The organism is Flagellimonas halotolerans, from assembly GCF_035818535.1.
GTDB classification, from domain to species: domain Bacteria; phylum Bacteroidota; class Bacteroidia; order Flavobacteriales; family Flavobacteriaceae; genus Flagellimonas; species Flagellimonas halotolerans.
The window spans coordinates 113,866-139,917 of sequence record NZ_JAYKYV010000003.1; the positions used below are offsets into that span (position 1 = coordinate 113,866).

At 42.8% G+C, this 26,052-nt stretch carries 22 protein-coding genes and 1 pseudogene; 11 read left to right on the forward strand and 12 right to left on the reverse strand.

The features are described from left to right. Positions 1 to 7: 7 nt before the first annotated feature. From VM932_RS05175 to VM932_RS05195, 5 genes are all read right to left on the reverse strand, one after another. On the reverse strand, positions 8 to 994 hold the full coding sequence (locus tag VM932_RS05175) for a LuxE/PaaK family acyltransferase (RefSeq protein ID WP_326277500.1): 987 nt from the start codon (positions 992 to 994) through the stop codon (positions 8 to 10). Positions 995 to 1,063: 69 nt separating this feature from the next. Next, a complete protein-coding gene (locus VM932_RS05180) occupies positions 1,064 to 1,387 on the reverse strand; it encodes a T9SS type A sorting domain-containing protein (protein WP_326277501.1) in 324 nt (107 codons plus the stop codon). Between the two features lie 147 nt (positions 1,388 to 1,534). After that, positions 1,535 to 1,846 (reverse strand): T9SS type A sorting domain-containing protein, encoded by a 312-nt coding sequence (locus VM932_RS05185; RefSeq protein WP_326277502.1) that lies wholly within the window; start codon positions 1,844 to 1,846, stop codon positions 1,535 to 1,537. Between the two features lie 152 nt (positions 1,847 to 1,998). After that, positions 1,999 to 4,824 carry a TonB-dependent receptor gene (locus tag VM932_RS05190; RefSeq protein ID WP_326277503.1) on the reverse strand — a complete coding sequence of 942 codons (2,826 nt, stop codon included), beginning with the start codon at positions 4,822 to 4,824 and terminating at the stop codon, positions 1,999 to 2,001. A gap of 97 nt (positions 4,825 to 4,921) precedes the next feature. Continuing rightward, on the reverse strand, positions 4,922 to 7,291 hold the full coding sequence (locus VM932_RS05195) for an autotransporter outer membrane beta-barrel domain-containing protein (protein WP_326277504.1): 2,370 nt from the start codon (positions 7,289 to 7,291) through the stop codon (positions 4,922 to 4,924). A 212-nt stretch (positions 7,292 to 7,503) separates the two neighbouring features. Between VM932_RS05195 and VM932_RS05200 the strand changes: the two genes are divergently transcribed. Both VM932_RS05200 and VM932_RS05205 read left to right on the forward strand, forming a co-directional pair. Continuing rightward, positions 7,504 to 8,190, forward strand: coding sequence for a response regulator transcription factor (locus tag VM932_RS05200; RefSeq protein ID WP_326277505.1), 687 nt, complete (start codon positions 7,504 to 7,506; stop codon positions 8,188 to 8,190). Then, entirely contained in the window at positions 8,190 to 9,293 is a 1,104-nt protein-coding gene (locus tag VM932_RS05205) for a sensor histidine kinase (RefSeq protein ID WP_293165660.1), read from the forward strand. Before VM932_RS05200 ends, VM932_RS05205 begins: the two co-directional genes overlap by 1 nt. A 56-nt stretch (positions 9,294 to 9,349) precedes the next feature. Here the strand turns inward: VM932_RS05205 and VM932_RS05210 are convergent. Further along, positions 9,350 to 10,309 (reverse strand): annotated as a pseudogene (locus VM932_RS05210) (glycosyltransferase); the annotation flags it as partial. Positions 10,310 to 10,394: 85 nt separating this feature from the next. On the opposite strand from VM932_RS05210, the gene trmB reads away from it, so the two are divergent. From trmB to VM932_RS05225, 3 genes are read left to right on the forward strand one after another with little or no spacing between them, the layout of a single operon-like run. Then, a complete protein-coding gene (trmB, locus tag VM932_RS05215) occupies positions 10,395 to 11,063 on the forward strand; it encodes a tRNA (guanosine(46)-N7)-methyltransferase TrmB (protein WP_326277506.1) in 669 nt (222 codons plus the stop codon). Between the two features lie 3 nt (positions 11,064 to 11,066). Then, positions 11,067 to 11,702, forward strand: a complete 636-nt coding sequence (locus VM932_RS05220; protein ID WP_293165656.1) for a LysE family transporter — start codon at positions 11,067 to 11,069, stop codon at positions 11,700 to 11,702. Between the two features lies 1 nt (position 11,703). Further along, positions 11,704 to 12,027, forward strand: a complete 324-nt coding sequence (locus tag VM932_RS05225; RefSeq protein WP_326277507.1) for an MGMT family protein — start codon at positions 11,704 to 11,706, stop codon at positions 12,025 to 12,027. On the opposite strand, the gene VM932_RS05230 is transcribed toward VM932_RS05225, so the two are convergent. Continuing rightward, entirely contained in the window at positions 12,024 to 13,592 is a 1,569-nt protein-coding gene (locus tag VM932_RS05230) for an amidase (protein WP_326277508.1), read from the reverse strand. The two genes, VM932_RS05225 and VM932_RS05230, sit on opposite strands and share 4 nt — an antisense overlap. Before the next feature lie 323 nt (positions 13,593 to 13,915). On the opposite strand from VM932_RS05230, the gene VM932_RS05235 reads away from it, so the two are divergent. The 4 genes from VM932_RS05235 to VM932_RS05250 all read left to right on the forward strand — a co-directional run bounded on the left by VM932_RS05235 (position 13,916) and on the right by VM932_RS05250 (position 16,811). Beyond that, entirely contained in the window at positions 13,916 to 15,055 is a 1,140-nt protein-coding gene (locus VM932_RS05235) for an Mrp/NBP35 family ATP-binding protein (RefSeq protein ID WP_326277509.1), read from the forward strand. Positions 15,056 to 15,066: 11 nt separating this feature from the next. Next, positions 15,067 to 15,303, forward strand: coding sequence for a NifU family protein (locus tag VM932_RS05240; protein WP_041801799.1), 237 nt, complete (start codon positions 15,067 to 15,069; stop codon positions 15,301 to 15,303). 62 nt (positions 15,304 to 15,365) lie between these two features. Next, the gene (locus VM932_RS05245) at positions 15,366 to 16,424 is read left to right on the forward strand and encodes an NAD(P)/FAD-dependent oxidoreductase (protein ID WP_326277511.1); all 1,059 of its coding nucleotides are present in this window, start codon (positions 15,366 to 15,368) and stop codon (positions 16,422 to 16,424) included. 54 nt (positions 16,425 to 16,478) lie between these two features. Then, entirely contained in the window at positions 16,479 to 16,811 is a 333-nt protein-coding gene (locus VM932_RS05250) for a 2Fe-2S iron-sulfur cluster-binding family protein (protein ID WP_293165646.1), read from the forward strand. Here the strand turns inward: VM932_RS05250 and VM932_RS05255 are convergent. After that, on the reverse strand, positions 16,808 to 18,544 hold the full coding sequence (locus VM932_RS05255; RefSeq protein WP_326277512.1) for an ABC transporter ATP-binding protein: 1,737 nt from the start codon (positions 18,542 to 18,544) through the stop codon (positions 16,808 to 16,810). The genes VM932_RS05250 and VM932_RS05255 overlap by 4 nt on opposite strands. 119 nt (positions 18,545 to 18,663) lie before the next feature. Here VM932_RS05255 and VM932_RS05260 point away from each other — a divergent pair, with 119 nt between their 5' ends. Both VM932_RS05260 and VM932_RS05265 read left to right on the forward strand, forming a co-directional pair. Then, positions 18,664 to 19,701, forward strand: coding sequence for a TPM domain-containing protein (locus VM932_RS05260; RefSeq protein ID WP_326277513.1), 1,038 nt, complete (start codon positions 18,664 to 18,666; stop codon positions 19,699 to 19,701). Between the two features lie 51 nt (positions 19,702 to 19,752). After that, on the forward strand, positions 19,753 to 21,921 hold the full coding sequence (locus VM932_RS05265) for an acylase (protein WP_326277514.1): 2,169 nt from the start codon (positions 19,753 to 19,755) through the stop codon (positions 21,919 to 21,921). Positions 21,922 to 21,928: 7 nt separating this feature from the next. Here VM932_RS05265 and VM932_RS05270 read toward each other — a convergent pair whose 3' ends face one another. The 4 genes from VM932_RS05270 to VM932_RS05285 form a co-directional block, all read right to left on the reverse strand. Further along, the gene (locus VM932_RS05270; protein ID WP_326277515.1) at positions 21,929 to 22,591 is read right to left on the reverse strand and encodes a hypothetical protein; all 663 of its coding nucleotides are present in this window, start codon (positions 22,589 to 22,591) and stop codon (positions 21,929 to 21,931) included. A 75-nt stretch (positions 22,592 to 22,666) separates the two neighbouring features. Beyond that, on the reverse strand, positions 22,667 to 23,809 hold the full coding sequence (locus VM932_RS05275; protein ID WP_326277516.1) for an acyltransferase family protein: 1,143 nt from the start codon (positions 23,807 to 23,809) through the stop codon (positions 22,667 to 22,669). A 78-nt stretch (positions 23,810 to 23,887) separates the two neighbouring features. After that, the gene (locus VM932_RS05280) at positions 23,888 to 25,063 is read right to left on the reverse strand and encodes a helix-turn-helix domain-containing protein (protein WP_326277517.1); all 1,176 of its coding nucleotides are present in this window, start codon (positions 25,061 to 25,063) and stop codon (positions 23,888 to 23,890) included. A gap of 2 nt (positions 25,064 to 25,065) precedes the next feature. Then, on the reverse strand, positions 25,066 to 25,962 hold the full coding sequence (locus VM932_RS05285) for a metallophosphoesterase (protein ID WP_326277519.1): 897 nt from the start codon (positions 25,960 to 25,962) through the stop codon (positions 25,066 to 25,068). Positions 25,963 to 26,052: the final 90 nt, after the last annotated feature.

The window sequence follows — 26,052 nt, forward strand, 5'->3', positions numbered from 1 at the left end:
CTGTAGTTTAAAGCACCATCAGATTGCAGCCTCTGATATCTGAATTGTCAAAACGCCCCAGCACTTCAAAAGTTCCGTTGGGATGTGTTTTGCCTAAATCTTGCGTGGCAATAAAGGAACAGGAATAGATGTTGGCCAAATCAATAACGTTGATGCCACCTGTTTTTCCGTTGGGCTGAACGGTTAAAGGGTCTTCGGTGTCGCGGGTGAGTATTTGCATCCACGGAGGAGTATTAAAAATTCCATCACCTTTGGAATATGCTTGGGACAAAAGTTCCGTCATCCCGTATTCTGAGTGGATTTTGTTGACACCCAATCCTTTTTTTAAGATGTGGTGCAGTTCTTCCCGAATCAATTCTTTGCGCCGACCTTTCATGCCCCCAGTTTCCATGACAATGGTATTTTTTAATGAAGCGGGAAATTGTTGAGCCAAATCCAAGAGGGCAAACGAAACCCCGATTAGCAGGGTTTTGGTGCCCTTTTGTTCCAATTCCTGTAGCTTTTGATGGAGTTCTTCCAAATTGTGAAGATAAAACCCGCTACTGGGATGCTCTGACTTTTCTATCAGATTGTTGACCATATAAATCAAAGAGGAACCTTCTCTTTCCAGATAGGAGGGCAATAGCGCCAAAATACAAAACTCTTCGGGTTGACCGTAGAATTGCTTGAATGCTTTTAGAAAACTTTCTTCGTAAATTTTTATTTCTGGAACATAGTGCTTGCTAGTAGTGCTCTGTGTAGTACCACTACTTGTAAATATAATTTCAGATGCTTTTGATGAGAAAAGTATTTTGTGGGTCTTAAAGAATGAAATGGGCAAAAAAGGAATTTGCAGATAGTGGGAAACATTTTGGGGCGACTTTTTCAAGTAGTCACAAAAAGCACTGTAAACCTCGTTGTTTTTGTATTGAAATCTAAAAACATCCAATGCCAAATTATCAAATTCCTCAGCATTGGCAATAGTGAAAATCCGATGGGTGTCAAACTGCTTCATTCATGGGCAAAAGTACCCAAAAATAAAAAAGCCCTTCGCAAAAAGGGCTTCAAAATATCTTGTGTTATATTATTTAACGACCAGTTTTCGGGTCATTGTTTTTTTAAGTTCCGTTACTTGAAGCACATAAACACCTGATACCAATCTGGATATATCCAAGGTGTTGGTACTGATTCTTTTGGTGAGAACAATTTCGCCGAAAACATCGTAAACTTTAACATCCTTGGTTCCGTTGGTTTCCGTTGTAATGTAAACTTCACTCCCATAAGCAGGGTTTGGGTACATTTTAAAACCCTTGAGCTCCTGTACGGGCTCATTGTTAATTGTAACCAGGTCTTGACCGAAAGTAAATAAAGGTAAAGCCATAAGTAAAACAAAGTAGATTTTCTTCATGTATGCTGATTTGGGGTATATGTGCAGATTAAAAGTAAGTAATCGGGGCAATGCTGACCATTTTATGTTGTGAAAAGACTAAAACTGGTTGTAAAGCGTTGGAAACTGTATTTGAGAAGCGCTACAAAGCGATGAAATTTAGCTGAACTATTTCACAATGAGCTTCCTAGTAGCTATTTTGTTTCGTTCAAAAACCCTAAGAATGTACACCCCTTTGTCCAATTCGGAAAGGTTGAGTTCCCTTCCTATAATGGTGGTTTCAAGCACTTTTGTTCCCAAAACATCAAAAACAAGGATTTTTTTAGGTGAATTTTGGGCCGTTTCAATATAAACCTTTCCTTGGGTAACAGGATTAGGGTATAACTTAAACCCGTCAATATCCAAACTTGACTTGGCACTTTCCTGAGAAAACCCAAGTGTACAGATAAATAAAAACATGACAAGGTAAAAATGCTTCATGCGTTAATGGTTGCAAACGGTATGCCACAAATATATAAAAATTGCAACGCCAAACTGGAACCGTTTGACGAATAGGGGGTTACTTTTCGACGAAATGCAAAAAAGCCCCCGGTAGTGGCGGGGGCTCTTTAAATAAAATTGTTTTTGGCATCCTAAAAGTTAAGACTGTACCCTAATGAAAAAGCTGTTCCAATTTCCCTATAAGAGAAATTTTGCTTTGTCGCGCCAAACGAATCATATAAGCTTTCCCTGGTGTCATTGAGTATATTGTTCACTTTCAGGGTTATTTTGCTATTTTGTTCCTTTCCAAAAGTTTTTGAAAAATTAAAGTTTAAACTATTGAAAGGTTGTGTAAACACATCTGGGTTTTGTCCAAAACCGACCACTTCCAGGGTTTTTCCCTGAACATTGAAGAAAACACCGGTTTCTAGACCGATATTTCTGTTGTTATAGTTTAGTCCTGCATTTACCAGAAATGGGGATTGCCCTTGTAACTGTCTTGTTTCGTCAATGGTTTCCCCATCCCTTGCAAATGTTTGTCTGGAATCATATTCTTGATTTTCGCCTTTTGCCATCTCTATCTTAGAATCGATAATGGATACGTTCAAGTTAAGGCTCAAATCCTGTAAACCTTCGGAAATAAAACCAAAGTTCTTACGAGCTTCAAACTCCAGCCCCAACACATCTGCAGAAGGGGAATTTCGGGGAGTGAATTGGTTAGGTGCGGTAATATCGTATGCAACGATTTCTATCGGGTCTTCAAACTTTTTGTAAAAACTGCTGACAGCAAACATTTGTGCACTATCGCCAAAAATTTCAAACCTAAAGTCAAAGTTGTCAATATATGTAGGTTGTAGGTCCAAGTTTCCAAGGAAAAGAACGCCCGTCAACAAATCTGCAATCTGCACTACGGATAGTTCTTTAAAACTTGGCCTTGCCGTGGTTTTGGAATAGGAAAGCCTCATGTTCACATTGTCCTTTACCTCATAAATAAAGTTGGCCGAAGGGAAAAAGTCCAGTTCGCTAATGGTTTTTTCTTCGTCGTAAACTTCGGTTCCAGTATTGTTTTGTCCAGTAAAAAAGGTGGTGAAGTTTTCGGCCCTGATTCCAATGATGGCTCTTAATCTATCGGCAAACTTGAATTCATTGGAAAGGTAGAAGGCGGCAGTATTCTGATTTGAATCAAAGCTATTCGCAGGCTGAAAGTTACCTCTTGCATAAGAACCAGAATTGTTTTCGCGGGTCCAAATGTTTTCTTCCAGTAAAATTGCATCTGGATTTCCATTAAGACTGGCTGTACTAAAATTATAGAACGCGATATCGTAATTATAGATGCCATATTCCCTCTGTTTATAGCTATAGAGTCCTCCAAATTTAAACACGGCCTTATTGTCCAACAGGCTATAGCTTTTAGCAAAGTCTATTTTACCAACAGCATTTACCTCTTTTAAGTCCCTCCATAGTCGGGTTGGAAAGCCTGCATCTGAACTTATGGTGAAACCATCGGGATTTACTATAAAAGTGGTTAGTCTAACATCTTTATCCTGAACGCTTGTAAGAGTTGGTGACAAGCTCCATTCCGAAGTAAAAGAAGCATCTTCGGAGGTATGTTTACCAGATAACAACAAATTGCTCACAGATCGTTCGGAGTATTCCAAATTGTCCTTTACAACATCAAGGGCATTGGAAATTTCGGTTCTTTGGTCGTACAATGCCGCTCTGGATTCCCCATTTTGGATATGTAGTAGGTTTAAGCGGTATTTTGACCTCCCTGTTTTATAAGAGAGTCCCGCCAAAGCAGAACCCAAAACATTGTTGGTTCCTAAATCGCCTCGTTGTCTCCTGTCAAAGCGAAGTTCGTAAATATCACTTTCCGGGGCTTTTTGATATATTCCGTTTTCAAAACCTTCATAAAACCTTGTTGTGTTTTTATAATCTAGAGAAGCAATAAAACCTAAAGTGTTATCACCTACATTAAATTGGTTGCCATAGCTAAAACCTAGACTAAAATCGGGTTTGGATGTTTGTTCCTGAGCAGCCATGTTGGGTTCAAAAGCCCTGGTGTAATCATCCAAAATACTATTTCTATTTGAATCCGATGGGCTTGGAATATCTGAATTTGATGGAAATGGAAGTTCTCTCGTGCCATCATCAAATCCCAAAAAGTCGGTTGCACCACCTTCATAACTTAAGTAATTATCTTGGAAATGCATACTTGGGTTATAACCAACCGAAGCGGAAATTGACATCTGCTTTTGCGTTGGAAAATCTTTTGTGATGATGTTCACTACGCCTCCAGTAAAGTCAGCTGGTAAATCAGCGGATGCTGATTTCAAAACAATCACATTTTCCAAAATATTGGTCGGAAAAATATCCATTTGAACAGTATTTTTGTCAGGGTCCAGTCCAGGGATGTCCATACCGTTCAAAATGGATTTGGTGTAACGATCGCCCAATCCCCGAACATAAACATATTTTCCGTCTTGCACGGAAACTCCCGGCACCCTTTTCACGGCGGAAGCTATATTGCTAGCGCCCATTGTTTTGATACCTTCTAACGACAATCCGTCCATAAGGGTTACGGAATTTTTTTGAAGGTTGAGTACAGAGGCTTCAGTGTTTTTTCTTACGGTTGTTGTAACTACTACTTCATCCAATTGAGCTGAAGCAGGCTGGAGCAATACATTGAGCTCCGTAACCTTATTGGCCTCCACCACCACATTGGTAATTTCTTGTGGGGTATACCCAATATATGAAAATACCACGGTGTACGTGCCTGGTTTCACTTCCAGGGAATAGGTCCCCTCAAAATCGGAGGTAGTACCAACTGTAGTGCCCTTCACTAAAATATTTGCAAAAGGTAATACATCATTAAACTCCCCATCTGTCAACTCTCCTCTAATGGTACCTACTTGTGCGAAGGTAAACTGAACTAAAGTCAGCGAAATCGCGATTACTGAGAGGATTTTTTTATGCATTTTTTTTGATTTAAATAGTATTCAATTATTCGACAAAATGTCCAAAGACTATTAAAAGCCTTTGGACATTTCTGTTTTTTAAATGGTATTTTGGAATCTAGAAGGCCCCTTCGCTAGAAGCAAAAGTCCATGCAAATACAGTTGTGTCTGCACCGACCGAAGCATTTTCTGGGGCTATTATTGATGTTAGGTTATCCAAGAACTTGGTTTCGTCGCCAGGCGTAAAGTCACCGGCAAAAATATCGGCCAATACAACTCCTTCGGGCAAAACGATTTCCCAGTTGGAGAATGCGATTCGGCCGTTTGTAAGCTCTGTTGCAGAATCGGCACCGTTGATGTTGACGGTGGATTCGGCCCCGAAGCCGTAGGCGAACACGTTGTTGAGATTGGCGATAAGCCCGTCCCTAAGGTCTGCGTACATGCTGGAAGTACCAGCACCGATCAAGGTGATGTCCTCCAGAGTGTACCCAGCTTCTGTTGCAGCACTTCCTTCGGGTCCGTCAAGTTCAAGGCCTGTACCGGACTCGGAGGACATGACCACGACACCGTTGGTCAAAGAGCCCGACCAAGCTTGGTCAGCATCGAAACCATCGTCGCCTTGGCTCCAGACCAAAGCGTTGGTAACGTTTACGGTTCCACCGAACCATTCGATTCCGTCATCTTGGTTGGCCACTACTTCCACATGGTCCACGGTTGTACCTGAACCGACACCGCCAAGGGTCAAACCGTTGATCTCGTTGTCTGTTGCAATGGCCACACCACCGTGGCGGATGGAGATGTACTTCAGTGATCCAGAGTTGTCCGCTGGGTCGGTTCCACCGTACTGTCCGTAGGATTCATCGGCGGGTATTCCCTCAATTTGGGCGGTCCCGATATCCCCGTTCACGGAGATAGGGGCTTTGCCCAGAACTATTACACCTCCCCAAAGGCCTGTATCGGCAGTGGTAAGCGTTCCCGTGGTCTGTCCCGGCTCAATACCGTCAAGCACTGAGGTGAAGATGATTGGTTTGGATGGAGTGCCTTCGGCCATCAATGTACCGCCTTGGTCCACTACAAGGGCCGAAGCAAGTGTTTCCTGTCCTTGCTCACCTTTTACGATGGTACCTGCCTCAATGGTAAGGGTGACACCCTCGCCCACCACTACTTTACCGTCCAATATGTATACGTTTTCGGCTGTCCAAGTCTCATCTATAGTGAGAATACCTGTTTTGGTTATGGTAGTGCCGATTGGTTCAGCTGGTATTGCTGCTTCTGAAGCGGCAAAAGTCCATCCGAACACATCTATATTAGCACCTACGCTTCCTGTTCCTACTGCTGTAGCGTTATTCAAAAACTTGGTTTCGTCGCCGGGCGTAAAGTCACCGGCAAAAATATCGGCCAATACAACTCCTTCGGGCAAAACGATTTCCCAGTTGGAGAATGCGATTCGGCCGTTTGTAAGCTCTGTTGCAGAATCGGCACCGTTGATGTTGACGGTGGATTCGGCCCCGAAGCCGTAGGCGAACACGTTGTTGAGATTGGCGATAAGCCCGTCCCTAAGGTCTGCGTACATGCTGGAAGTACCAGCACCGATCAAGGTGATGTCCTCCAGAGTGTACCCAGCTTCTGTTGCAGCACTTCCTTCGGGTCCGTCAAGTTCAAGGCCTGTACCGGACTCGGAGGACATGACCACGACACCGTTGGTCAAAGAGCCCGACCAAGCTTGGTCAGCATCGAAACCATCGTCGCCTTGGTTCCAGACCAAAGCGTTGGTAACGTTTACGGTTCCACCGAACCATTCGATTCCGTCATCTTGGTTGGCCACTACTTCCACATGGTCCACGGTTGTACCTGAACCGACACCGCCAAGGGTCAAACCGTTGATCTCGTTGTCTGTTGCAATGGCCACACCACCGTGGCGGATGGAGATGTACTTCAGTGATCCAGAGTTGTCCGCTGGGTCGGTTCCACCGTACTGTCCGTAGGATTCATCGGCGGGTATTCCCTCAATTTGGGCGGTCCCGATATCCCCGTTCACGGAGATAGGGGCTTTGCCCAGAACTATTACACCTCCCCAAAGGCCTGTATCGGCAGTGGTAAGCGTTCCCGTGGTCTGTCCCGGCTCAATACCGTCAAGCACTGAGGTGAAGATGATCGGTTTGGATGGAGTGCCTTCGGCCATCAATGTACCGCCTTGGTCCACTACAAGGGCCGAAGCAAGTGTTTCCTGTCCTTGCTCACCTTTTACGATGGTACCTGCCTCAATGGTAAGGGTGACACCCTCGCCCACCACTACTTTACCGTCCAATATGTATACGTTTTCGGCTGTCCATGTTTCATCCTCAGTAAGAACACCTGTTTTGGTTATCTCCTCACCAGATGGTTCTGGCTCCGGTTCCGGCTCTGGTATAGCACCGTTATCATCGCCACTGCACGCTGCTATAAAAAGCAGGGCAATCGCTATTAAAGGGGAAATAAATTTTTTCATAATTCTTTGTTTTGTCATTTAATAAGTAGAATGTGATCCTTATGTTGAACGATGCAAAGAAAGGCTGGGGTTGTAAAAGCCGTGTTAGTTGTGTGTTAAGTGTTTTTGTTGTTAGTGTTACAATAATGTTACTAGATTAAATGAACGTTAAGCGTTTATCCCGTAAGTGTATTATCTTTACATTTGGGCGATTAACACAGAAATACCATCCCATGAAAAACAAGGACATTAAGATTCTACTGGTTGACGATGAACCTGATATTCTGGAAATTATAAGCTATAACCTTTCAGCGGAGGGGTATGAGGTCTATACCGCCAAAAATGGTGTGGAAGGCGTTGCCAAGGCAAAAAAGAAGAGCCCCCACCTGATTATTATGGATGTGATGATGCCAGAAATGGACGGTATTGAAGCATGCGAGGTTATCCGTAACACACCCGGACTGGATCACACGATAATTACTTTCTTAACCGCACGTGGAGAAGATTACTCCCAAGTAGCGGGTTTTGATGCTGGAGCGGACGATTACATCACAAAACCGATAAAACCAAAGGTTTTGGTAAGCAAGGTTAAAGCCTTGCTGAGAAGGTTGAAAGATGATAAAAAAGAAGTAGAGGATATTGTCAAGGTTGGTGACATCGTAATTAACAGGGAAGAATATAAAATTGTGAACGATGGAGAAGAAATGGTGCTTCCCAGAAAGGAATTTGAACTTTTGTCTTTGCTGACATCCAAACCGAACAAAGTATTTAAACGCGAAGTAATTTTGGACAAGGTTTGGGGCAATGAAGTTGTTGTTGGCGGTCGAACCATCGATGTTCACATTAGAAAACTGCGCGAAAAAATCGGTGACCACCACTTTAAAACCGTTAAGGGCGTGGGGTATAAGTTTGTGCTCTAATGGCCATTAAACTAAAGAAATCATACAAATTTGCCCTAAGATCTTCTTTGGTTATTACCGTTTTGATCACTGCTGTCTTCGTAGGGTTTCATTTGGATGCGGATTACATGAACTGGCCGCATACCATTCTTTTTGCACTAATTTGTTTTGCAATTTGTTTTGCTATCATCCAGATTCGGGTGGAGCGTTTTATATACAGACGTATCAAGAGAATTTACGATGATGTGTCCCTTTTGGAATCCTCATCCTTCTCTTCCAAACCCGTAACCACGGATATGAGAACTTTGGTTCAGGAAATTGAAAGGTTCGCCGAAGGAAAGAAAATAGAAATAGACACCCTTAAAATTCGTGAGGAGTACCGAAAGGATTTTTTGGGCAACGTGTCCCACGAATTAAAAACACCGCTTTTTACCGTTCAAGGCTATATTTTAACGCTTTTGGACGGTGCCATGAAGGATAAGAAACTTCGAAAAAAATACCTGCAACGTGCCAATAAAGGCGTAGAACGCTTAATTTATATTGTAAAGGACCTCGATTTGATTACCAAGCTGGAAGCAGGTGAGTTAAAGTTGGAACGAGAGGATTTTGATATTATTGAGCTTATTGAAAACACCTTTGATCTATTGGAGATGAAAGCGGCCAAAAAAGAAATCTCCCTCACTTTTGATATGGAGTATACCGAGCCTATTTACGTGAATGGGGACAAGGAAAAAATACAACAGGTAATCAGCAATCTTCTGGTCAATTCCATCAAATACGGTCTGCCAAAAGGAACCACGGAAGTAAGTGTGGAAAATCTTATTAAAAACAAGGTGATTGTTCGAGTAACGGACAATGGAGGTGGAATCCCAAAACAGCACATTCCACGACTTTTTGAACGCTTTTACCGCGTGGATCAAAGTGGAAGCCGAAACGAAGGCGGTTCAGGTCTTGGACTCTCCATTGTAAAACATATTGTGGAGGCCCACGGCGAAAAAATCTATGTGGAAAGCGAAGTTGACGTAGGTTCCGAGTTCTCCTTTACCCTTGAAAAAGCTGCTGTTCCACCAGTTTCGGAGAAAATCTCGAACATGGAAGAAAAATCCACAACGGATTCAAATTGAGCCAATCCTTTAAAATCATCAATTCGGAATAAATCACCTAAGGAAAAATCCTCTTGTTTACTAAAAGGGACAAGCCCTTGTTTCTGCATTCTTTTGGCTAAATATTCTTGCTCGTATTGGCCAGGGGTTGGAATAAAAAAGGCCTTCTTCTCCAATTTTGCCAGGTCCATAACAGTGGTGTAACCCGATCTGCACAGCACTTTTTCACTTCGATTCAGGGCATTTTCCAGTTCATCGGACTTCATAAAATTGTAATGGAGGATCTTTCCTTTCGATGTCTGTATTTCTTCTTGAACCTGATTTTCTTCAATTTTGCCCTTAACAAAAAGAATGTTGCCTTCGAACCCCTGTAATTCATCCAGTAGTTTTTCTTCCAGCAAGGTGCGTTGCGGTTCAGGACCGGAGAGTAGAACCATCATATCGTTCGTGATGGGGAGTTTCTTTTTCTCAAATCGGCTCAAAGGACCTAAATAGACAACGTTTAACTTGGATTTTTTTAGATGCCCCAACTTTCCCGTCAAGTTGGGTTTTTTCTCCACATCGGGAACCCAGCAGGCATCAAACTTTTTTATTATTTTTTGATGCGCTTTGGAGCTCATCCAAGTGGTGTTTCCGGAAAGCACGTTTAGTTGATGGGTTATGAACACGCAGGGAACCTTTTTGTAGTATGCTCCCAGTCGGTTATCGGAAATAATTCCTTCCAAACCATGTTCTTTAACCAAGCGTTTCACGGCTTTTTTTTCCTTGGCAATGGCTTTGAGCACTTTGGGCGAATCCCAAATCATTTTAATTTTGAAATTCTTCCCTTTCTCAGCATAGGAAATTTTATAGGAAGGTAATTCAAAAGCGGGTAATTCTGGAAACTCCTTTTTTAGCAAGGATAAGGCCACGCCGTCCGAGGCAATGTAAGGTAGGTAACCGTGATCTAATAATTCGCGAATAATGGGTATGCACCTAGTAGCATGTCCCAGTCCCCAATTCAACGGGGCGACCAGAATACGTTTGGAAGAATTCATATCAACAAAAAAACAAAATGCGAATTGCTTTTAGATTTCCTTAGTTTTGCCAAATCATTAACTTTTTGCTCAATTTAATACGAACGTGGGAAGTAAGAACAAACTCAAAAGGTTCAAGGAAAACGAAACATTTGCCAATGTGGTACAGCCCACGCGGGAGGAAGTTTTGGCCGGATTCAAGTACAAGGGCAATTGGGCATCCTTTTTTGGCAACAACAATCCAATTGTGTTGGAACTGGGCTGTGGCAAGGGTGAATATACCGTTGGCCTCGCTCAAATGAACGCGGACAGAAACCATATTGGCATAGATATCAAAGGAGCACGATTTTGGAGAGGGGCCAAGACCGCCTTGGAGCAAGAATTGAACAATGTGGCCTTTTTACGGACACAAATTGAATTGGTGGACCATCTTTTTGACGAAGGGGAGGTCAGTGAGATCTGGATTACATTTCCCGACCCGCAGATCAAGTACAAACGCACCAAACATCGCATGACGAATCCCGTTTTTTTGGAGCGTTACAAAAAAATCCTGGAGCCCAAGGGAATAATCAATCTAAAGACCGATAGCGAGTACATGCATGGGTACACCCTTGGGCTTTTGCAAGGCTTGGGACACGAAATTATATATGCCAATCACGATGTATATAAAAACGAAGGAGCGCCTCCCGAAGTATTCAAAATCCAAACTTTCTACGAAAATCAGTATCTTGAAAAAGGAAAACCAATTACATATATCCAATTTAGGATCAACTAACCAATGACCCACGTACTCATACTTTTTTTTGCCACATTTTCGGCAGCCTTTATGGCTACTGTGCCACCGGGATTGCTCAATATGAATGCCGCCAAGGTTAGTGTGGAAAAAGGAAAATTGAACGGCGTTATTTTTAGTTTGGGTGTTTCCAGTACTATCATGGTGCAGGCTTATATTGCTGTGTATATCTCTAAATTTTTGTACCGTAATCCAGCGGTGATAGATGTACTGTTTAAGATTGCTGTGGCCGTATTCGCCTTTTTTGCTGTTTACTTTTTTGTGATTGCAAAGCGTAACAGAGCAAAGACACAAGCCATTAAAGAGGTCAACCTGAGTAAAAAGAACAGTTTTTTCAAGGGAGTTTTGTTGGCTGCCCTTAATTTGTTGACCATTCCGTATTACAGTGGTTTAAATGCCATGTGGAACGAAGCGGGTTGGATAAAGTTTGAAGCCAAGGACATTACCACTTTTGTGGTCGCCGCAGGAGCTGGTACTTTTTCTGTTCTGTACCTCTACACCTTTTATTTTGATAAGATGGAGACCAAGACCAATCGTTTTTCCAAGAACTCCAACTATATTTTAAGCGCTTTGATGCTTTTGCTGCTTGTGATTACCTTGATTCGTATAATGTACCGCTAACATGGAAGAAAAAAACTTCTTTGACAAAGTCTACGAAGTGGCCAAACAGATTCCCTACGGCAGGGTAACCTCTTACGGAGCCATTGCAAAATATTTAGGAGCAGCCCGAAGCGCCCGAATGGTCGGTTGGGCCATGAACAATTCCTTGACAAAAGATGTACCTGCGCATCGCGTGGTAAATCGCGTAGGGGTGTTAACGGGCAAACATCATTTTGACGGAAGCAACATTATGCAGCAACTTCTCGAAAACGAGGGAATCCCGGTAAAGGAAAATCAAATCGTAGACTTTCAAAAATACTTCTGGGATCCAGCCTTGGAGCTTTAATCAATATAACCCGGGGGATGCAATTCGTCAAACGATGTGGCATCCTGAAATGCTTTTGCCAGCAATAAAATACTCGCTTCATCGTACAAATTGCCCACAAAAGTCATGCTCGTAGGGTGGTTCTCGTCATCCAGACCCGTTGGAACAGCAATTACGGGATGCCCTGTTAGGTTTGTGGCCAAAAGTTGGTCGTTTCCAAATGTGGGTGAAATCAACACATCGTAATCCTTCATCAAATCTTGCACTTTTTGGATAAGCACCTGTCGTTGTCGATTCGCTTGAATATATTCCACGGCGGGAATAAATCTGCTTTGCCGCAAGGAATTCGCACGGGAACGCTGGTCTTGCTCCACCATCACATCAACCCCGCCCGAACGGACAAGTTCATCAAAGAAAGCACCTGCTTCAGCTCTTAAAATAATATCAAATCCACGATAAGGAACATCTTCGGGCATTTCCACAGCTGTAGGCTCAATACCCATTTCCTTAAGGGATTTGAGCGCATTCCTCAGATTGTCTCCAGACTCCGTGGTATCTTTCTCAATGTCTTCTTTAAGATAAGCAACCCTCAAGCTTTTGATATCCTTGTTCCAATCAACCCCAAAAGGAAGGTCAACGGTGGTCAGATCATTTTTATCTTTCCCTTGAATGGCATCAAACACAATGGCGCAATCCTCGGCATTTCTTCCCAAGGGCCCCACTTTGTCCATGGACCAGCTTAAGCTCATAATTCCGTGGCGACTAACTCTACCGTAGGTTGGTCGTAGACCGGTAACTCCGTTTCGGGTACTTGGAGAAGTAATGGAACCCAAAGTTTCAGTCCCCAAAGCAAAAGGAACGAGGCCTGCCGATGTTGCAGAACCCGATCCAGCCGAAGAACCACCGGCACCTTGGGTAGTGTCCCAGGGATTTTTGGTTTTACCATCGAACCAAACATCGCCACGGGCCAAGGCCCCCGATACCAGTTTAGTCACTAAAATGGCCCCGGCATCCTCCAGTTTCTTCACTACGGTTGCCGTTTCATTTATGATTTGGTCTTTGTACGGAGCAGCTCCCCAGGTGGTGGGGTATCCGGGGACCGCCATCAAATCTTTGGTGCCGTATGGGATTCCATGTAAAATACCACGATACTTTCCGTTTTTGATTTCCTCGTCGGCTCGCTTGGCCTGTGCCAAGGCTAAACTATCCGTAATGGTAATGCTGCATTGAAGGGCAGGTTGATATTTTTTCAATCGATCCAAGAAAAATTTTGTCAGCTCTGTGGCCGTTATTTTTTGATTTTTGATCAACGAAGCCAATTGCGGAATGGTGTAAAAGGCCAATAAATTGTATGGTTCAGGGATTTCTACATTATCCGGTATGCTCCACTCGGTTCCATTTTGTTGCTCTGGCATGGTAAAGCCAAAAGGAGTGGGGTCAAAACGGATAGCAGGGAAAACATCATTGCCCAAAGGGTATTTTCTTAACGAATCAAACCCACTTCGGTTTCTTTTCAAATAAGGGTAGAGGGTGTCACGATATTTAGTTTCAAAATGAAGCCCGATCAATTTTTCCGACTTTTTCACATCCCGTTTGGTAAAGGAGCCTTTATTAGTGGAACAAGAGAGCCATATTAGGGTAAAAAACAATAAAATTAGTTGGGGGATTCTGGTTTTTGGCAGCATGTTGGTCGATAATTTCAAATAGCAGCTTCTAAACTACAGTTTTTCAAAAAAACCAACACGATAATCCATCGGTTTTGTGTCTGTCGGGGCTATTTATTCAGATCCCCATAACTCCAAGATGTGATTTTTTTGAAATTCAGCAATACAACTTCTTAATCTAACACCAACACCGTATCTTTGTAGTTTAGAATCAGTTCAAACAGCTGATGACAAAATTTTGATAGATGAAGTTGAAAAAAACAGACATTCTCAAAGCGTTGGAAAAGATATCTGCACCAGGTGAAGGCCAAAATTTGGTCGAGAGCGGTTCGGTAACCAATGTCCAAGTATTCGGTGATGAGGTTGAAGTGGATGTTACGATCAAAAATCCAAGTCTTCAAGCAAAAAAGAAGACAGAGGTTGAAATATTGAAGTGTATTCACAGAGAAGTATACGAGAAAGCAAAAATAAAAATCAACCTAAAAGTTGATGCTCCGGCAAAACCCAAGGTAAATCAAATAAAAGGAAAACCGATTCCCGGAATTCAAAATATTATAGCCGTTGCATCTGGTAAAGGGGGCGTAGGCAAATCCACCGTAACCGCAAACCTAGCGGTAACCTTGGCCAAAATGGGCTTTAAAGTTGGCCTATTGGATACGGATATCTATGGGCCGTCCATGCCCATTATGTTCGATGTAGCCACGGAAAAACCATTGTCCATTAATGTGAATGGAAAAGCCAAAATGAAGCCCATCGAAAACTACGGCGTAAAATTGCTTTCCATTGGATTTTTCACCCAGCCCAACCAAGCGGTCATTTGGAGGGGCCCCATGGCTGCAAAAGCATTGAATCAAATGATTTTTGATGCGCATTGGGGCGAGCTGGACTTTCTTTTGCTGGATTTGCCACCAGGAACAGGTGATATTCATTTAAGCATTATGCAATCCTTGCCCGTAACGGGCGCCGTAGTGGTAAGTACGCCACAAGAGATAGCCTTGGCCGACGCTAGAAAAGGGGTGGCCATGTTCCAACAGGAGGCGATTAATGTCCCTGTTTTGGGAATCGTGGAGAATATGGCGTATTTTACACCTGCGGAGCTACCCGATAACAAGTATTATATTTTTGGTGAGAACGGGGCAAAAAATCTATCGGAAGACCTTGAGGTTCCATTTTTAGGACAAATTCCATTGGTACAGAGCATCAGGGAAGCAGGTGATGTTGGAAGACCAGCCGCCTTGCAGACAGCTACTCCAACAGAAGAAGCTTTTGAAGAGCTTACGAAAAATGTGGTTCAGGAGTTGGTGAGAAGGAATACAGACCTTCCCCCGACAGAAGCAATAAAAATTACAACAATGGCAGGTTGTTCCGCTGTTAAAAAGAAGTGACCATGACAACAATGACATCAGAAGAAACAAGGAGTAATGTAGAAAAGGCATTGGAGGAGATACGTCCGTTTTTACAGAGCGATGGTGGAGATATTACGTTGATTTCCATTGAAGACAATACCGTAAAAGTGCGTTTGGAAGGCAACTGTATTGGTTGCACCGTGAACCAAATGACACTAAAGAGTGGCGTGGAAATGACCATTAAAAAGTACGCGCCACAAATTGAAGAGGTAATCAATATTTCCTAACTGATTAAAATCATAAATCATTTTTTGGGTAAGCGTTAAGTTGCGCGCCAAATTTTTAGTCTATGATCAAAACCGATATTTTGATAATTGGAGCGGGACCTACGGGTCTTTTTGCTGTTTTTGAAGCAGGTCTTTTACAACTCAAATGTCATTTAATAGATGCATTGCCACAAGCTGGTGGACAATGTTCCGAGATATATCCTAAAAAACCCATTTACGACATTCCTGGATTCCCCGAAGTACTGGCGGGCGATTTGGTGGATAATCTAATGGAACAAATCAAACCGTTCCAGCCGGGTTTTACCTTGGGAGAGCGGGCAGAGACCATTGAAAAACTGGATGACGGCTCCTTTATAGTAACAACAAACAAAGGAACCAAGCATCATGCACCAATTGTTGCCATAGCTGGTGGGCTTGGCAGTTTTGAGCCAAGAAAACCGTTGTTGGAAAACTTGGAGAAATATGAGGACAATGGGGTGGCCTACATGATCAAAGAGCCTGAAATATACCGAGGCAAAAAAGTGTTGATTGCTGGTGGAGGCGATTCCGCTTTAGATTGGTCCATCTTTTTGGCGGATGTTGCCAAAGAAGTAACCTTGGTACACCGTAGAAATGAATTTAGAGGGGCTTTGGATTCTGTTGAAAAAGTACAACAACTCAAAAATGAGGGAAAAATCAATTTGATGACCCCCGCCGAGGTAGTTGCTCTAAAAGGGAAAGATTACCTGGAGAAAGTGACCGTAAAAAACACGTCTACCTCCGAAGAGACCGATGTGGAGATTGATGATTTTATCCCGTTGTTCGGATTGTCTCCGAAGTTGGGTCCAATTTCCAACTGGGGATTGGAGATAGAAAAAAATGCCATCAAGGTGAATAATTCCTTGGATTACCAGACCAACATTCCCGGTATTTATGCCATTGGTGATGTCAACACCTATCCAGGCAAATTAAAACTGATCCTGTGCGGTTTCCATGAAGCTACATTGATGTGCCAAAGTGCCTATCAAAAGATATATCCAGATAAGAAATACGTAATGAAATATACCACCGTTGGCGGCGTTACAGGATTTGACGGAAGTAAAAAAGAAGCACCAAAAGCAGTAGTTAAGGCAATAGATTGATTATTAAGTGAAACTGTCCCCTTGAGGACTTTAGGAAGTATCTCTAGAAAGATTATGAGCGATATCAAGTTAAAGATTATAGACCGAGACGGCGAACTACATGAGGTAGACGCCCCGACCGATATGAATATGAACCTGATGGAGGTAGTGCGTTCCTATGAACTTGCCCCGGAGGGAACCATTGGGATTTGTGGTGGTATGGCCATGTGCGCTTCTTGCCAATGCTACGTAAAATCCGATCATCAATTACCCGAAAAGTCGGATGATGAAGAAGCCATGCTGGCCGAAGCCTTTTTTGTAAAGGACAACAGCCGTTTGGGTTGCCAAATCCATATTACCGAGGATTTGGATGGCCTTGAGGTGGAGTTGGCACCGGAAGAGGCTTAAATTCTCGCTTGGTAAGTAAACAGGTTGTAATACCTTCCTTCGGAAGCAATCAACTTTTCGTGGGTGCCCTGCTCCAGAATATGGCCGTTTTCAATCACTAAAATCTGGTCAGCCTTGCGAATGGTGCTCAATCGGTGGGCTATCACAAAAGTGGTTCTGCCCTTGGTAAGTTCTCCCAAACTTTTTTGGATAAGCGCCTCGGATTCCGTGTCCAAACTTGAGGTGGCCTCGTCCAAAATCAAAATCTTCGGATTTGCCAAAATAGCTCTTGCAATGGCAATACGCTGACGCTGACCTCCCGAAAGTTTAACGCCACGTTCCCCTATCAAGGTATCCAAACCTTTGTCAAAACGGTCGGTAAATTCATTTACGTAGGCTGCCTTTACGGCTTCGAGCAATTTCTCCTTACTGGCATCGGGTCGTGGAAAAAGTATGTTTTCGCGAATGGTACCCTCAAACAAGAAGTCATCTTGCAGCACCACGCCTAAATGTTGTCTAAAACTGTTCAAATTCACTTTGGAAAGGTCGTGCCCATCAATGGTAATGGTTCCAGAATCAGGGTTTAAAAAACTGGCGGCCAAGCCTGCTATGGTGGACTTTCCCGAACCTGAACTCCCCACCAGAGCGATAACCTGTCCAGGCGCCACATCAAAACTAATGTTGTGCAGTACTTGCTTGTCTTCCTCATAGGAAAAAGAAACATCGGAGAAAGACATGCTCCCAACTACTTCGTCCAATAAAATGGTACGGTTTTCCTCGTCCGATTCTTCGTTTAAATTCATTAATTCTTCGGTACGGTCCAGACCGGCCAAAGCTTCCGTTAATTGACTGCCCACGCTGCTCATTTGCACAATCGGGGCAATCATAAGGCCCAACAACACGGTAAACTCCACAAACTCCCCCACAGTTAGGGTGCCTTGAATAATTTTGTATCCGCCAAAACCCATAACGCTTGTGGTCGCAACCCCTAGCAAAAAGGTGGAAGAACTCGTCATAAAAGCGGTAGTGGTGAGGCTCTTTTTTACATTTTCGTATAAGCGTTCCACACCAACTTCAAAGACTTCTTCTTCCTGCTTTTCGGCATTAAACCCTTTTATAACACGTATGCCTCCCAAAGTCTCCGTCAATCTACCTTTTACCTCGGCATTTATTTTACCCCGATTCCTAAAAATGGGTCGAATTATCTTAAAGGCCTTTAATGCAATTATGGCGAATATAGTAAGGGGTATAAAGGTGAAAAGTGTCATAAAAACGCTAATATCCATAAGCAAAGTCAAGGAAACTACGGCTGTGATGATGCCGCCTACCAATTGCACCAAACCTGTACCGATTAAATTCCGGACTCCCTCAACATCCGACATAATTCGGGAAACCAAGGCTCCCGACTTGGCATTGTCGAAAAAGCGCACGGGAAGGGCAAGCACTTTTTTTTGGACCTGTGCCCTAAGTTCAGAAATTAAATATTGGGCCTGTACGCTTAAAATCTTGGTCAATAAGAAGGAAGTGACCGACTGTACAAGGATGGCCAGCATTACTCCAGCGACCAAATATTTGAGCATATTCAGGTCTTTGTTTACGATGACATCATCAATAAGGTATTTGGAAGCAATAGGTGCAGCAAAACTGGCAGCTTTGCTAATGGCAATCAGAAATAGACCCAAAAAAACGAGTTTACGTTTTGGCCAAATAATGGTTTTAAAAGCGGTGAGGATGCTTACTTTTTTTTCTGGCATAACAATTTTTCAAAAGAAGTTGCAAGTTACGGCAATTTAAGAGGACACCTAATTGAAGTGCTTCTGTACTCGGCAAGATTACAAATGCTATATTTAAATGCTCAAATTTTGAAAGGATTATGCTAAAAGCGAAATTGTTCGGTCTTTTGTTTTTGATTTTCTCCATGTGCTTTGCTCAAAAGGAGTACCCAAAATTGACTGAAATTGTTACGGACAATGCCAGGATATTTTCCCAGCCGCAACTTGAGGCGCTTCGAACCAAACTTTATCAATTTGAGTCGGAGACTACCAATCAATTGGTGGTTTTGACGATAGATGAGTTGGGTAACGAAACCATTGAACACTACGCCCTTGAGGTCTTTAACCAAAATAAATTGGGGCAGGAGGGGAAGGACAATGGTATTCTGATTCTTTTCTCAAAACTGGATAGGGAAGTCCGCATTGAGGTCGGGTACGGTTTGGAGCCTTATATAACGGATGCTGTCGCTTCTCGGATTATCCGAAATACCATGATTCCCAGATTTAAGGAAGAAAATTACTTCAGCGGATTGGATGGTGCCACGGACCAAATCATTGAATTTTTGAACAATCCAGAAGCCTTGGAAGAGTTTAAAAAGGAGATTGAGGAAGAAAACGAAATGCCATGGTGGATGTTGGTGGTAATAGGCTTGTTTTTATTGATGTTTATTGCAGCGGGAGGATTTGTTCTTTATAAGGGCTATTCCACTCTTATTGAGATCATACGTGGGATGTTTATAGGAAAGTTAGCGGTAGTTAAAGGTATATTAATGGCCGCTTTTATGATGCTTCCCCTAATTTTTGGATTGGTTTTTATAGGAATGCCACTATTTTTTATGACACTATTGCTTGGTTTTGATGACTTGTTTAGCGGATTGGTCAAAGATTTTTCTTGGGTGCTCTTTATTTTTGCCGCTTTTGTTTGTCTAACCATCATATTGGTCGCAATAAAAATCAGAAAAAAAGGCAATGAGGATTTTAAACTATCATTTTTTAAATCCGACAAAGACTATATGAGCAAGACCTTTTCGTCCTCAGGGAGCCATTCCTTCGGTTCCAGATCCGGAGGTAGTTCGTCCAGCAGTTTTTCCGGTGGCGGGGGAAGTTCTGGTGGTGGCGGAGCCAGCGGAAGTTGGTAATTGTTTTGTAATTAACGTATTTTCACAAAACTAACTAAACCAATCCCCGTGATGAGAATTACAATCCTTGCCCTACTTTTATTGTTTTTATCCTGTTCCGAACAACCTCAATCCGAAGTTGAAGAATGGGAGGCACAAGCTGAAAACATAACGATTATCCGAGATGATTTCGGAGTGCCGCACATTTATGGAAAAACCGATGCCGATGCTGTTTTTGGATTGTTGTATGCTCAATGTGAAGATGATTTTAACCGGGTTGAGCAAAATTATATCTGGGCCACAGGTCGTTTGGCCGAAGTTGAAGGGGAAGATGCCTTGTACAGTGATTTACGTGCAAAACTGTTTATGACAGAAGAAGAGGCCAAGGCCAATTATGAAAAAAGCCCCGAATGGTTAAAGGAGCTTTGTAATGCCTTTGCGGATGGCATCAATTATTACCTACATACTCACCCCGAGGTTAAACCCAAACTGCTGACCCGTTTTGAACCTTGGATGCCCATGTATTTTAGTGAAGGTTCCATAGGAGGGGATATTGAGCGTATTTCCACGCGAAAAATCAAGAGTTTTTACGAAAGCGGGATGGAATTGCCCGAAATGGAAGCCCTTCAACTCAAGAAAGAAGAGGAAATGGCCGAACCACAAGGCTCCAATGGAATTGCCATTTCAGGGGATTTGACCGAATCGGGCAATGCCATGCTTTTGATCAATCCGCATACCTCATTTTATTTTAGGGGCGAGGTGCATGTGGTGAGCGAAGAAGGGTTGAATGCCTACGGCGCTGTCACCTGGGGTCAGTTTTTTGTGTACCAAGGCTTCAACGAAAAAACGGGGTGGATGCACACATCAACCTATACCGATGTAATGGATGAGTTCAAAGAGACCATTGTAAAAAATGATGGGAAGCTGTTTTATCAATATGGAGAGGAATTACGCCCCGTGGATTCCAGCAAAGTAACCTTGAAGTACAAAGATGGCGAAAGTATAAAAGAAAAGACATTCCCCATGTACCGAACGCATCATGGTCCGATAACGCATCAAGTGGGCGATCAATGGACCGCATCGGCGATGATGTGGGAACCCGTAAAGGCATTGGAGCAATCCTACATCCGAACCAAGCAGGATGATTATGATGGTTTTAGGGAGATGATGGATATCCGAACCAACTCCTCCAACAATACCGTGTATGCCGATGCTGAAGGAAATATTGCCTATTTCCACGGAAATTTTGTACCAAAACGAGACACTATATTTGATTATACCCAACCGGTGGATGGGAGCAACCCCACAACGGATTGGCAAGGATTGCATACCGTAGATGAAAATATTTTGGTGCTGAACCCAGCAAATGGTTGGATTCAAAATTGTAACTCCACTCCTTTTACTTCGGCCCTTGAGTTCAGTCCAAAGCGAGAAGACTATCCAAAATACATGTCCAGAGACCAAGAAAACTTTAGAGGTATCCACGCCGTTAAATTGTTGACCGGAAGTAGGGGTTACACCTTGGACAGCCTTATTGAAATGGCCCATGACCCCTATTTACCCGCTTTTGAGGCATTGATTCCCGGGTTGGTGAGAGCGTATGATGCAAATCCAACCCCAGAATTAGAAGAAGCCATTGAAGCTTTACGGAACTGGGATTATACAACATCCAAAGATTCCATCGCCATGACTTTGGCCCATTATTATGGAACCTTATGTTATTCAAAAGCAGAAAGGCCGGAAGGTATGTATTCCATGCAATGGGTGGCATATTGGGGTGATGAATGGGACAATCAGAAAAAAATAAATTTTCTAAAGGAAACATTGGATAGATTGGAAACCGATTTCGGAACATGGAAAATGCCTTGGGGCGAAGTAAACCGATACCAACGTTTAAATGGGGATATTCGCCAAGCTTTTGATGATGCCAAACCAAGTATTCCAATCGGTTTTGCCAGTGGCCGTTGGGGTGCACTCGCGGCTTACGGTGCACGATACGATAACAATACCAAAAAGATTTACGGTACCCGTGGCAACAGTTTTGTGGCCGTGGTGGAATTTGGTGATAAAGTAAAGGCAAAGACCATGCTGGCAGGTGGACAAAGCGGAGACCCTGAATCACCACACTTTAATGATCAGGCACAACGCTACGCCGATATGGAATTTAAAGATGCTGCGTATTACAAAGCGGATGTGCTAAAACGTGCGAAAGTGGCGTATTCACCTGGCGAGGACCATTGAGGGAGTTTCAGTTGTTCTTTTCTATGTCACTATCTTCTTCCTTAACAATAACCAAGCTGGCCTTTGAGCCTGTGGAAAGGTTCCAGCGGTTGTTGTGGATAACCACGCCTTTATCATCTGTCACCACTACTTGTGCAGTGTTTGGACCTGAAGAACCTTGGTTGAGGGCTTCAAACTCTACGCGGTTGAATCCTTCCACTAAATCAAGGTTAATTCCTTTAAAGGAACCTGATAAAAGCATATTGTATTCTACCGCTTCTCCGTTTACATAAATTTTGATACGGTCGCCATCCACGTACTCGTGGTCCCTGGCAACGATGCCCACAAATTTTGCGGTGGTTTTGAAGTCTCCCAAATATTGATCGCCAAAATGTTCGTTGGCACCTTTTTCCCTTTTTTCCATCACTTTGGGGTCGATTACCATATCGTGACCCGCTTGTAAAAGTTCCCTGTCCGGCAACATTTTAACACCGGGCTTTTCGTTTTTGGAGGTTAGGTTTTCATCCAGTACCGAAGGCATACGAAGTAAAGTACCTTGGTTGCTTGCTTTTACATCTAGTTTGTTATTGTCGCCAATCTTCAATGGTCGCGTGGTGGGCAAGTCACCCTGTGCGAACATGGGCAAGGTGAAAAGAATGATTCCCAATAAAACAAAAACTCTCTTTTTCATGGTAACAAAGGCAATAATCCAAATATAAATTTAGCAAATACCTTGCCATCAGCATTATAAATTGAAGTTAAATCGTTAATCTGCAGGCTTTCTTTTGCTCCTTCCTTTTAAACCAAATAGCGGATGCAACAAAGGAACCCTTAAAATAACGAGATCGTAGATGAGCCAACTGATGCCAAATGTCCCAACCACCAATACACATGTTTTAGGTACCAATCCCCAATCCAAATTCCTCAAATAATAGGCAATGCCAACAGTAATGGTCTGGTGCAAAATATAGAAGGGATAAACGGCCCTGTTTGCATAGGCGATTCCTTTGCTGGGCTTGTTCAGGTATTTGGCAGCATAGGCGAAAAGCACCAGTATCCAAGACCATATATTCACCACTTTTAAAAGGGCTTCCGTAAAATGGATTACGTAACCATCTTCAAAAAACAACCAGATAATTACCTGACTAGAAAACCCGATTACCCCCAAAGTCAGCGCTTTTTTCTTTACTTTGGCCAATATTTGCCAAAAAACATCACCTGTGGCTATTAGAACAAAGCCATAAAAGAACAGGATTATACTAAATATGAAGTTGAACCAATCATCTACCAGGGCATGAGTAATCGGGAAAAAGGGTTCCACCAAGGATTCAACAAGATAAAGTGGTATAACAAATAGATAAATGCCCCATGGTTTTTGAATCAAATGTTTGACCCATTCAATAAAACGGGTTTTATGTTTTCTTAGATAAACGAAAAGGGGTGTCAAAACCCACGAAAAGACCAAGAGGTAAGGCAAAAACCATAGGTGGTGCCAGCTCAAATTACCTTCGGGGTAGACGCCATCAAAAGCAACGGTGGTAAAATATTCCCAGTAAGAGCCTGAAAACGTCCCCTCCACCAGCCGTTCAAAATATACTTGTGGTGGCACAATCAAAATCATACCTACAACTAAGGGAATTCCCAAACGGAGAAAACGTTCCCACACAAATTTGCCCTTGCTTCTTTTACCCAAAGCGTAGCAGGTTCCCATGCCGGATATCACAAAAAGTATGGGCAAGCGCCATTGGTTCAAGAACAACATGGGCCAGCGAAGCCAATCGTATATTTCGTTGTTTTTTATATGCCAGCCCCACGGTACAAAAAACATTCCTACGTGGTAAAAAATAAGAAGCCCGAATACAATGACCCGCAGCCAATCCAAATCGTAACGCCTAATGGTAGTTTTCATCCTAAAATTTTTTCCAAAGATGAAAAGTGCCGATAAAACAAGGTGGTTTTTTGGTTCGGGAAACGTCCAGAATTGCAATTATGGAGAAATTACACTCCTTTTTTGCTTCATAAATGCGGAAGGCGATTGTCCAGCATGCTTTTTAAAAGCATTGTAAAAGGTGGATTTGGATTTGAACCCTACGGATTGCCCAATGGCCTCCACCGTAAGCTGTTTAAATGCATCATCCAATAATCTTTGTTGGGCCAATGCAATTCTTTTTTGGTTGATGTAGTCGTTGAAGTTGCTTCCTGTTTCGGAATTGATCAATTTGGAAACGATATTGCTGTTGGTGTCCAGTTCCTCAGCTACTTTTTTTAAACTTATATTTTGATGGGCATAGTAGTGGGCTTCGGATATAAAACTTTCAATGGTTTCAAATTTGATGGAATTGTTGGCGAGGGTCTCATATTTATCGGCAATCCAAGATTTTTCAAAAAAGCGGGATTCCGACAGCATAAAAAAGGAAGTGATAAAAATGGTGACCGTCTGCACGATACCAATAAAATGATCACCGCCATCGTCCTCGTAGTTTAGAAAAATGAAAAGGAAGGTCAGCATCAGCACCATAAAAAAAGCAACTGTGTTCCTGGAAAAAATATACTTGTCCACTTTTATGTTTTTGGGTGACGTCCACCCCCGTTTTCTAGTTTTTATCACCAATAAAAGGGACAGCACCAAGTAAAATGCAAAACTGAAAAGCACCAACCACCTAAACTGGTCTTTGATGAAGTGGTAGGAATAATTCATGTTTCCAGGAATGTCCACAAAGCCCAGATCTCGGTGGTAAGCGCCCAAATAGGCGTTAAGCTTTACCTGAATGGGACCCAAATAATAGTTGACCTGTGAAACGGCATACAGTACGGGCAAAACAAAATGGGGCCAATGCTTTTTTAGGGTGATGGGCTTTCGTTCCAATAAAGTATACAGGAAAAAATAAAGGGTCGGAGTAATCAGGAGGACCAAAAATTCGGTGGAATCATTCAGGTGGATTATATGTTTGATGAGGCCGGTGTAACAGAGGTAGACATCCAAAAAGACCAGACATTGTATCAAAAGCGACCAACCAAACGAATTGATGGCCGATTTCCATTTAGACCTCAAAAAAATAACTAGGGCCAAGAAAAAGCCTTGAACAATGCCCAAAAGCATAATGTGCGACGCAAGGTCGTGCCTAATGGGAATTTGATCAAGTATGGTGTTAAGATTTTCCATGTTCAATGGAAGATGTAGTCCGATAGTTTTTCCGGTCCTTCCAATAAAACCCGTACAATTTGAAGAGTTCCATCGGGTTTGGTGTCAATGTGCCATTTGATCAGGGAGATTTCACCCTTTTCAATCTCTAAGCCCGTGATGCTCCTCGGGTGAACACAGCTACCATCGTTAAAAAAGGGAATTTGGCCCGGTTCCGGAAACCGTGGCCTATGCGTATGTCCCGCAAGGGTGATGAGCAGGTTTTTCTTCAAAATCCATCGTTTTATGCGCTTTTCAATACGAATTAGCTCTTTGTAGTTTTTGGCAGGGCTGGTAGGGTCTGCAATGCCCACGACTTGGAGCGGCTTCCATAAAACCCGAACCAAAAATCGACCAATACGCCAGCACACATAGTTCCACCAATCTGCTTGGTGGCCATGGACGCAAAAAATTTCTTGACCGGTATCCGAATGCTTTAAAATAAGGGCTTCATGGTATGTAATGTCTTCAAAAAGCTCTTTGTCCGAGCCATCAATAGGCTCAAAATAATGCGAAAGATGTTCGGCCACATAATCAGGGTCCCGATACACCATATCGTGGTTGCCCCATAGCATGTGGAGTCGTTTCTCCAAATGGAATCTTCGCAAAAGTTGGTACACATTTTTGTGCGCTTCAATGATCGAGTCAAAACTTATATTTTCCCAAAGTTCGTCACCATCGCCCAGTTCAATGTAATGAAAGCCTTCACGGTAGTAATGGTTCAGTGCGTGGAAGTAAATGTTCCGGTTATTGGCAAAATCGTCTGCAAAACTGTTGTCCCCGCGATGACAATCACTAAAGAAAATGAATTTGGAACCCTCATCGAACGAAACGGTCTTCGCGTTTTTATAGGCTCGGTCTAATCGGGTAGAAGAGGACATGAAAAAGTTTTTGTTAAATATCCTTAAAAATGACGATTTGTCCATAAAGATATCCATTAATGGCCCCGCATTTTTACTTTTTGTAACTTT

What these genes read in the sequence shown, in the direction of transcription:
- VM932_RS05175 (WP_326277500.1), bottom strand. Translation starts at nt 994, where the DNA reads ATGAAGCAGTTTGACACCCATCGGATTTTCACTATTGCCAATGCTGAG.
- VM932_RS05180 (WP_326277501.1), bottom strand. Translation starts at nt 1,387, where the DNA reads ATGAAGAAAATCTACTTTGTTTTACTTATGGCTTTACCTTTATTTACT.
- VM932_RS05185 (WP_326277502.1), bottom strand. Translation starts at nt 1,846, where the DNA reads ATGAAGCATTTTTACCTTGTCATGTTTTTATTTATCTGTACACTTGGG.
- VM932_RS05190 (WP_326277503.1), bottom strand. Translation starts at nt 4,824, where the DNA reads ATGCATAAAAAAATCCTCTCAGTAATCGCGATTTCGCTGACTTTAGTT.
- VM932_RS05195 (WP_326277504.1), bottom strand. Translation starts at nt 7,291, where the DNA reads ATGAAAAAATTTATTTCCCCTTTAATAGCGATTGCCCTGCTTTTTATA.
- VM932_RS05200 (WP_326277505.1), top strand. Translation starts at nt 7,504, where the DNA reads ATGAAAAACAAGGACATTAAGATTCTACTGGTTGACGATGAACCTGAT.
- VM932_RS05205 (WP_293165660.1), top strand. Translation starts at nt 8,190, where the DNA reads ATGGCCATTAAACTAAAGAAATCATACAAATTTGCCCTAAGATCTTCT.
- VM932_RS05220 (WP_293165656.1), top strand. Translation starts at nt 11,067, where the DNA reads ATGACCCACGTACTCATACTTTTTTTTGCCACATTTTCGGCAGCCTTT.
- VM932_RS05225 (WP_326277507.1), top strand. Translation starts at nt 11,704, where the DNA reads ATGGAAGAAAAAAACTTCTTTGACAAAGTCTACGAAGTGGCCAAACAG.
- VM932_RS05235 (WP_326277509.1), top strand. Translation starts at nt 13,916, where the DNA reads ATGAAGTTGAAAAAAACAGACATTCTCAAAGCGTTGGAAAAGATATCT.
- VM932_RS05240 (WP_041801799.1), top strand. Translation starts at nt 15,067, where the DNA reads ATGACATCAGAAGAAACAAGGAGTAATGTAGAAAAGGCATTGGAGGAG.
- VM932_RS05245 (WP_326277511.1), top strand. Translation starts at nt 15,366, where the DNA reads ATGATCAAAACCGATATTTTGATAATTGGAGCGGGACCTACGGGTCTT.
- VM932_RS05250 (WP_293165646.1), top strand. Translation starts at nt 16,479, where the DNA reads ATGAGCGATATCAAGTTAAAGATTATAGACCGAGACGGCGAACTACAT.
- VM932_RS05255 (WP_326277512.1), bottom strand. Translation starts at nt 18,544, where the DNA reads ATGCCAGAAAAAAAAGTAAGCATCCTCACCGCTTTTAAAACCATTATT.
- VM932_RS05260 (WP_326277513.1), top strand. Translation starts at nt 18,664, where the DNA reads ATGCTAAAAGCGAAATTGTTCGGTCTTTTGTTTTTGATTTTCTCCATG.
- VM932_RS05265 (WP_326277514.1), top strand. Translation starts at nt 19,753, where the DNA reads ATGAGAATTACAATCCTTGCCCTACTTTTATTGTTTTTATCCTGTTCC.
- VM932_RS05270 (WP_326277515.1), bottom strand. Translation starts at nt 22,591, where the DNA reads ATGAAAAAGAGAGTTTTTGTTTTATTGGGAATCATTCTTTTCACCTTG.
- VM932_RS05275 (WP_326277516.1), bottom strand. Translation starts at nt 23,809, where the DNA reads ATGAAAACTACCATTAGGCGTTACGATTTGGATTGGCTGCGGGTCATT.
- VM932_RS05280 (WP_326277517.1), bottom strand. Translation starts at nt 25,063, where the DNA reads ATGGAAAATCTTAACACCATACTTGATCAAATTCCCATTAGGCACGAC.
- VM932_RS05285 (WP_326277519.1), bottom strand. Translation starts at nt 25,962, where the DNA reads ATGTCCTCTTCTACCCGATTAGACCGAGCCTATAAAAACGCGAAGACC.